The following is a 7,545-nucleotide window of genomic DNA, read 5'->3' as shown; positions in this document are numbered from 1 at the left end:
AAAAAGGTAAATCTGCTCGAAGCGGCCTATAACGGCGGCACCTTGTCTTTTCTTTTTCAGGATGAAAAAGAAAGACAGCTGACCATGAAAATATATTCATTGGAAGGAAAACTCCTTTACACGTATACCAATGAGTATAGCCGTAAAACAGAGCAACTGATGCAGGCCTATACAACGCTGCATACAGACGAAGGAACCAATCAGAACGTATTTGATGTAGGTACCCAGGGATACGTATCTGTAATGCCGGTGAGAGATGGTAAAGATCGCACCTATGAAGTAGATTTTTTTGGATCCGATAAAAAAGGATTCTGGAAATATATTCCCCAGGATGATGAAGAAAAATTTGCTGCGGCAGAATACCTTGGCAACACCGACAGCCTGATCATTCTGCAGGTAATGAAAAGAAAACGCCTGATGAGTCATAAGATTTCTTCGCATATTGTGGGTATCAACTTTGTTACGAAGAAAAAAGTATTTGACATTGATGGTGATGACGATGAATTTTTGTTATTGCCTTCCACCATCAGCATGCAGAAAAGCACTGGTAATTTTATTATCGCCGGTACCTATTTCGATAAAGATGCCAGCGTAGGCAAAGATGCCAGTAAAGGAATGGCCATTTATGTGATGAGTACAGACGGAAAAATAATCTCCAAAGCCTACAATAGCTGGGAGAAAGATTTCGCCAAATATATACATGCTACCAGCAAAGGAAAAATTGACAACGTAGGTTATCTGTTTATCCACAACATGATACAGGCGGCCAACGGCAATTTCTACGTAGTGGGTGAAGGCTATAAACGTCAGGCCAGCGCAGGTGGCATGGCCCTGAAAGTACTGAGCACCGCCGCAGGCGCCAACAATAATATTGGTGTAACTAAAATAGTGGTAACAGATATGGTGATAATGACCTTTGATAGCAATTTCAAAATAACAGGCGCCAAAATCTACGACAAAACAAACAACACCGCTACTAACAGCTCCATCAGCGATTTCAACAGCCAGCATCTGATTGCCATGTACCTGAAAAGCATTGGTGCTTTCGATTATGATTTTACTACCGGAGATGATGATAATACCAATTTTTCCGTTTGCTTCAGTGATTATGTAAAAGACAGTGATTACAAAGGGCAAACGTTTAACACGATCCGGTTTAACGGCACCAAATTTACACAGGACAAAATACAGCTGAAATCAAAAGCCAGCAAAATGAAAGTATTCCCTGCAAAACCAGGTTCTGTAATGATCCTGGAATATTTCAAGAAAGATAAACGTATAGATCTCCGTTTGGAGAAAGTGTAAGCAGGAACATATTTAAAAAGCTAGGCCGTCTCATCTATGTGAGACGGCCTTGCTTTTTAAGGGAAGTCTCCCTCATCAATACGATAACGGGAGGGGCTGTATCTTAATTCGCTGCATTGCCGGCATACTGATCCAGCAGCTGTTCCAGGGAACTCACCTTATCCGGATATTCCGATGCCAGGTTGCTGCGTTCGCGTACATCCCATTGCAGGTTAAATAATTCGATATTTTTTGCACCAGATGCTTTATCTACTATTCGTCTCAACTTCCAGTCGCCCACCCGGATGGCTTCCGGCGTACCGTTGTTCACATAGTAAATAGGCTGGTGTGCCACATGTTCCTGTTGCCCGCTGAGCAGTGCCGCCACCGATTCGCCGTCCAGCGTTCTGCCGGCGGGCAGGGGCGCTTTCGTCCATTGGGCGAGTGTGGGCAATACGTCCATGCTGGTAAATGCATCGGTGATGGTTTTACCTGCCGGCACATGATTCTTCCAGTATACAATAAAAGGTACACGGTGTCCACCTTCATAGGTTTCTCCTTTCTTACCACGGAAAATACCGGTGCTGCCTACATCCCAGGGCTTAATCACGCCATCAGACGACATACGCGCCGGGTAATCGATCCAGGGACCGTTATCACTGCTGAAAATGAAAATAGTATTATCTGCCAGCCCCTGTTTCTCCAGTGCTTTCCAGAGCAGCGCCAGGTTAGCATCTATCTCTTCAATCACATCTCCATACAATCCACCGGCAGAATGGCCCCTGAATTTTTTGGCGGCAGCCACCGGCAGGTGTGGCATATTATGCGCCAGGTATAAAAAGAAAGGCTTGTCTTTCTTTTGCTGTTGCACATATTTGATGGCTTCTTTGGTATACAGTTCCGTTAAAGAAGTATCTGCCGGCCGGAAAATTTCGGGTGTTCTGTCGCGGTAAATTTTCAATACGGTATCTGTCTTTACATACGGAGAACGGTAATCATGACTATACAGCAAACCAAAGTAATGATCAAATCCCTGCGCTACCGGGAAGTTATACGGCTGAATATCTCCCAGGTGCCACTTGCCTATCATACAGGTATTATACCCCACTCCTTTCAGCATTTCTGCAATCGTTACATCTTCATCCGGCAGCCCGATTTTATATCCCGGCGGGATGGGAAAATTAAGTTGTGAGCGGGTAGGATAACGTCCGGTTAATAAGCTCACCCGTGAAGGCGTGCAGGAAGGCGACGTTACCATATAGCCGGTGGCCTTTACGCCCTGATCAGCTACGTGGTCGAGGAAAGGCGTGCGGATCTGTGGATTACCATAGCAACTCAGGTCACTGTAACCCATATCATCTGTGAGCACAAAAATGATGTTAGGGCGCTGTTGCGCATACGCCCCGGGCATACTGGCGATGAAAAGCACAGCCAGTAAACAATAGAAATATTTCTTCATAAATAACAATTACCAGTTTGGATTTTGTGACAATGCCGGATCCAGGTCCCGCTCTTTTTGCGGCACGGGCCAAAGATAATGTCTGGACTTATCAAATGCACGATTAAAAGATACTACCTGCACCGTGGTAAGTTGTCCGTTGTTATTCCAGGTAATCCCATATACCGGCCCATTCATCACGGTTTCGGCTGTTTTCCAGCGACGGATATCATAGAGGCGCTGCCCTTCAAAGGCCAGTTCCACGGTACGTTCATACCTCACCGCGTCCCGCAACTGGCTTTGGGTAAGCCCTGCCGGCAATGCGGGCATGTTTACGTCGGCCCTTTGCCGTACAGCATTGATGGCGTTGTACACGGTTTGATCCAGCTGGTTCAATTCTATTTTTGCTTCTGCATAGGTGAGCAATACTTCTGCATAGCGCAGCAGGATGATGTTAATTCCGCAGTTGCCGGGATTCACATAATCTTCCGGGTTGATATATTTTTTCAGATTATAACCGGTAGTAGAGGCAATGTAGGTACTGCCAATAGCATCTGCGGTGCCGCTGTTGGGCGCCGGGTGAAAGATGAGCCCGGAAGGTAATGCATCACCGTCTACGAACAAACTGTATCGCAAGCGAGGATCGCGGTTGTCGTAAGGATGTGCCGGATCAAAATTACTGCCGCTGCTGTTGATTTTTTTGCCGGTGCTGGTCTGGTAAGTATCTGCCAGTACTTTGGTAGGTACATAGGAGCTGTTACCATTTTTTTGGCTATACGGCGCTAATATGGCGAATATATTGTTGGGATAGTTGTCCTTGATGAACTGTTTATCCAGGATCACTTCCTTATTATTTTCTGCGGCATAGCTGAATAATTTCTGGTAGCTGTCGTACAGCGTGTAGCCGAGGCCGTTAACTTCCGTTGCTGCATCAACGGCCAGCTGGTAGCGGCCAGCAAATAAATCGGCGCGGGCTTTTAATGCCCAGGCGGCGCCGCGGGCAATACGGCCTTTGTCGGCAGCGGCGGTGTAAGTAGCGGGCAACAGGGCGGCAGCATCGGTGAGTTCTTTGTCGATGAAATCATAGATCTCAGACACTGGTGTTCTTTTCAGGGTCCGCGATTGCTCCAGGGTAATGGAGGTAGTTACCAGTGGTACATCTCCATACAATCCTGCCAGTTTAATGTACTGGTAAGCACGTAATGTTTTGGCTTCTCCTTTAAACTGGTTAATCAGCGCCGGTGTAACAGTGGTTACCTTATCTACATTTTCGAGGAAATAATTGGCTGCATGAATGCCTTTATAGGCGCTCTTCCATTCTCCGTATACTTTGGCACTGGACTGATCGTAGGTGCCCAGTTCCACGTATGCCTGTACGTCAAAATTTTGGTTGGTATGCCCAATATCTGTGAGTGCATCCAATGCCAGGATGTTGGTACTGTCGAGGTCCAGGTACAGCGCATTTACCGCGAGCTTAGCATCGGCTTCTGTTTTCCAGAAGACGTTCACGGCCAGTCTGTCAGTAGGTGTGGTATCCAGCAGGTTCTTATTGCAGGCTGCCAGTGCGGTCAGGAGAAAAAGAAAAATACTTCTATTGATTAAGTTCATAACAATTCATTTTTGCACAGCATTAAAACTGCAGGTTAATACCAACGGTGTACAGCGAAGTTTGCGGGTAGTAGACTGCCCTGCCGGATTCCGCTTCGGGATCCAGGTTCCATTCATTGAGTTTGGAAATGGTGAACAGGTTGGTAGCAGATGCATAAATTCTGGCATTGCTGAGGAAGACCCGTTTGCTCACTGCTGCCGGCACATGATACGCCAGCTGTATATTTTTCAATCGCAGGTAAGAACCATCTATTACCAGGCGGTCGGAGGTCGCCACGTTACGCAAATCGTATTTGATGGGTCTTGGAAAACGGGCATTGGTATTTTCCGGCGTCCAGTAATTGTTGGTGTAAATTTTATGCGTGAACCCTTCCTGGTCACCCATTTCCGCGAGCGCACCGGATAAGCGGGTATCTACTTTGGCAGCGCCCTGGATCAGGATGTTCAGCTCAAAGTTATGATATTGAATACCGGCGTTCAACCCAAAAGTATACTTTGGAAAAGATACCCCGATGTTCGTCATATCGTTGGCATCTATTTTACCATCGTTGTTACGGTCTACATACTTCACGTCACCGGGTTTGGTATTGGCGGCGAGCGTAGGATACTTATTAATTTCTTCCTGGGTCTGAAACAGGCCATCCGTCTGGTATCCCCAGAGTGTATTAATAGGCAGCCCTGTTTTGATAATATAACGGGGATCAATATCTGAACCAGTAATATAAGGGCCTGTTCCTTTCAGGTCGGTCACCTTGTTTTCGTTGTAACTAACGTTGGCGCCTATATTATAACGCACTTTACCGGTTTGTTTGCTGCTGTAATTCACGGCTATTTCTACGCCTTTATTTTCCACGGCGCCGGCATTTTGCGGTGGTGCGTTTAATCCTACGGTAGCGGGAATATCGAGGTTCAGCAGGATATCAGAAGTCAGCTTGCGGTAGTAATCTGCGGTCAGCGTCAAACGTTTGTCCAGGAATGCTGCATCCAGACCAAGGTCCAGCTGCGTGGTACTTTCCCATCCCAAATCTGTATTGGCCAGTGTTGTTTGACGATAGCCCTGCACCGGCACACCGTTAAAAGTGTAACTGGTAGCGGTGAGCGCATCATAATAACTGTACAGGTCTACCGACTGATTACCAGTAGTCCCATAGGAACCTCTCAGCTTCAGGTCATTGACCACCGGCAGTAAGGAGGCAAAGAAATTTTCCTGTGAAATGCGCCATCCGGCGGAGAAAGAAGGAAAGAAGCTATAGCGTTTATTGTCGGCGAAACGGGAAGAGCCATCGTAACGGCCGTTTACTTCCAGCAGGTATTTTCCGGCGTAGGCATAGTTGATTCTGCCAAAGTAGGAACGCAGGCCATAAGCTGCATCGCTGCCGCTATTGCTTTTGGTGCCATCATTCGCACCCTGTCCGATGGAGGTGATGTCGTTGTTATAAAAACGTTCGCGGTAAGCCGTCAGAAATGTTTGTTTATTGCTGATCTGTGAATATCCTGCCAATGCTTTCAGGTCGTGCTTCCCAAAGGAACGGTCGTAGGTGAGCAGGTTGTTCCACGTATATTCGCGCAGGTTATTGCGTACTTCTGTCAGCGAGTTGTTCGCCACCGTTTTGGTGATGTTGGTATTTACATCGGTGTTCGTATAGGCGTTCACAAAATTCTTCTGCTGGGTGTATATGACACGGGCGCCGAACTGGGTGGAGAAACGCAGGCCCCTCAGCAGTTCCACATCTCCCTTTACATTGCCGTTAAAATAATCTATTGTTTGTTTGGATAAGCCACCAATTTCATCAAACATCAAAGGGTTGTTACCCTGTGTACTTAAGCCATAGGTGCCATCGGGATATTTGGGTACCGCCCAGAGTGAGCCATGCAGCATATTATTAAAAGGTGCTACAGACGGGGCATTGGAAGCATTATTCTGATAGTGGATATCACCGCCAAAGTGGAAACGGCTGTTGATGGGAACGTAGTCGGTATTCAACCGGACTTCACTGAGCTGGTTACCGTAATTTTTTACGATGCCCTGCTGATCCTGGTAACGCACGCTCATCCTGGTTTTCACCACATCGTTGCCACCCGCGAGTGATAAATTATGACTCTGTTGAGGCGCTGTTCTCAGCATGGTTTGAAACCAGGTATTGGGTAAAGGATATTTGTACCTGTCGGTAGCGTTCACGTATTGCTGAATAGATGCTTCTGTAAACCTTGCCGGCACGGCTACGCCGGCGTTGGTATACGCCACCACCTGTTCGCGCATATAGGATTCAATATCCATCATTTCAGGTTTGTTAATGCTTTGCTGCCAGGCGTAATAACCGTTATAGTTCACGGTCACCTTGCCGGCTTTTGCTCTTTTGGTGGTAATTAAAATAACGCCGTTAGTAGCGCGGGAGCCATAGATAGCCGTGGAAGCGGCATCTTTCAGGACCGAAAGGGATTCAATATCTTCCGGGTTGAGATAAGCCATTTGTTGCTCTATCCCATCCACGATCACGAGTGCATCATTTTTACCGAGGTCGTATCCGCTGGTGCTGCTGTTGTTGATGTTGAAGGTAGTAATCCCTCTCACCCGGATGGTAGCCGCAGAAGCGCCGGGAGCGCCGCCTCTGTCGAGTACGGTCACGCCGGGAGCAATGCCTTGCAGCGATTGCTGAATATTTGATACGGGCCGCCGGGTAATATCGGCGCCTTTGATTTGTGATACCGCGTTGGTCAGATCACTTTTCTTTTGTGTGCCGTAGCCCACTACCACTACTTCTCCCAATGCCGTTTCATCGTCAGACAAGCGCAGGTCTATATGCTCGCGGCCATTCACCGGTACCTCCTGTTTTTTAAATCCGATACCGGTGACCACGAGGGTATCTCCCGGCGCCACGTTAATGGCGTAGCGGCCCTGCCCATCTGTTACTGTGCCTGCCCTGGAATGTTTAACGAGGATATTAATACCTGGTAGTTGTTCGCCCTTACCTGATTTTATCTGTCCTGTAATTTTCGGCGGTTGCTGGGCCCGGGCAGTAAAAGATAATAGCATGGCAATGCCATACATGAAAAGTGAAAGCTTTTTCATTCAGTTATTTATGTTAGTTTGATAGCTTTAATCAGCTGGAAGTAATGTTGGTGCTGTGTTCTTTCATTGACCGGGACAAAAATATATCTTATAGTCTACAAATCCTATAGGATAATAAGATTTTTTATAAAAAGTTAAAAGGGGG

4 protein-coding genes are annotated in these 7,545 nt (G+C 46.9%); 1 reads left to right on the top strand and 3 read right to left on the bottom strand.

Annotation, left to right across the window (positions count from 1 at the left end; all coding sequences use genetic code 11):
- On the top strand, positions 1-1,305 hold a 1,305-nt coding region (locus tag VIP81_RS27725; RefSeq protein WP_331969120.1), incomplete at its 5' end, for a DUF6770 family protein.
- Between the two features lie 103 nt (positions 1,306-1,408).
- On the opposite strand, the gene VIP81_RS27720 is transcribed toward VIP81_RS27725, so the two are convergent.
- From VIP81_RS27720 to VIP81_RS27710, 3 genes are read right to left on the bottom strand one after another with little or no spacing between them, the layout of a single operon-like run.
- A complete protein-coding gene (locus VIP81_RS27720; RefSeq protein ID WP_331969116.1) occupies positions 1,409-2,743 on the bottom strand; it encodes a sulfatase-like hydrolase/transferase in 1,335 nt (444 codons plus the stop codon).
- Between the two features lie 9 nt (positions 2,744-2,752).
- Positions 2,753-4,330, bottom strand: a complete 1,578-nt coding sequence (locus tag VIP81_RS27715) for a RagB/SusD family nutrient uptake outer membrane protein (protein WP_331969113.1) — start codon at positions 4,328-4,330, stop codon at positions 2,753-2,755.
- Between the two features lie 22 nt (positions 4,331-4,352).
- Complete coding sequence (locus tag VIP81_RS27710; protein ID WP_331969110.1) at positions 4,353-7,400, bottom strand: TonB-dependent receptor; 3,048 nt, start codon at positions 7,398-7,400, stop codon at positions 4,353-4,355.
- Positions 7,401-7,545 lie beyond the last annotated feature (145 nt).

Origin of the sequence: Chitinophaga sp., assembly GCF_036566945.1 — a bacterium.
In the GTDB taxonomy this organism is placed as follows: Bacteria; Bacteroidota; Bacteroidia; order Chitinophagales; family Chitinophagaceae; genus Chitinophaga.
The sequence above is the reverse complement of the archived record's forward strand: the minus strand, read 5'-3'. Positions and strand labels throughout refer to the sequence as shown.

Coding starts and splice junctions, on each gene's coding strand:
- VIP81_RS27720 (WP_331969116.1), bottom strand. CDS start 2,743: ATGAAGAAATATTTCTATTGTTTACTGGCTGTGCTTTTCATCGCCAGT.
- VIP81_RS27715 (WP_331969113.1), bottom strand. CDS start 4,330: ATGAACTTAATCAATAGAAGTATTTTTCTTTTTCTCCTGACCGCACTG.
- VIP81_RS27710 (WP_331969110.1), bottom strand. CDS start 7,400: ATGAAAAAGCTTTCACTTTTCATGTATGGCATTGCCATGCTATTATCT.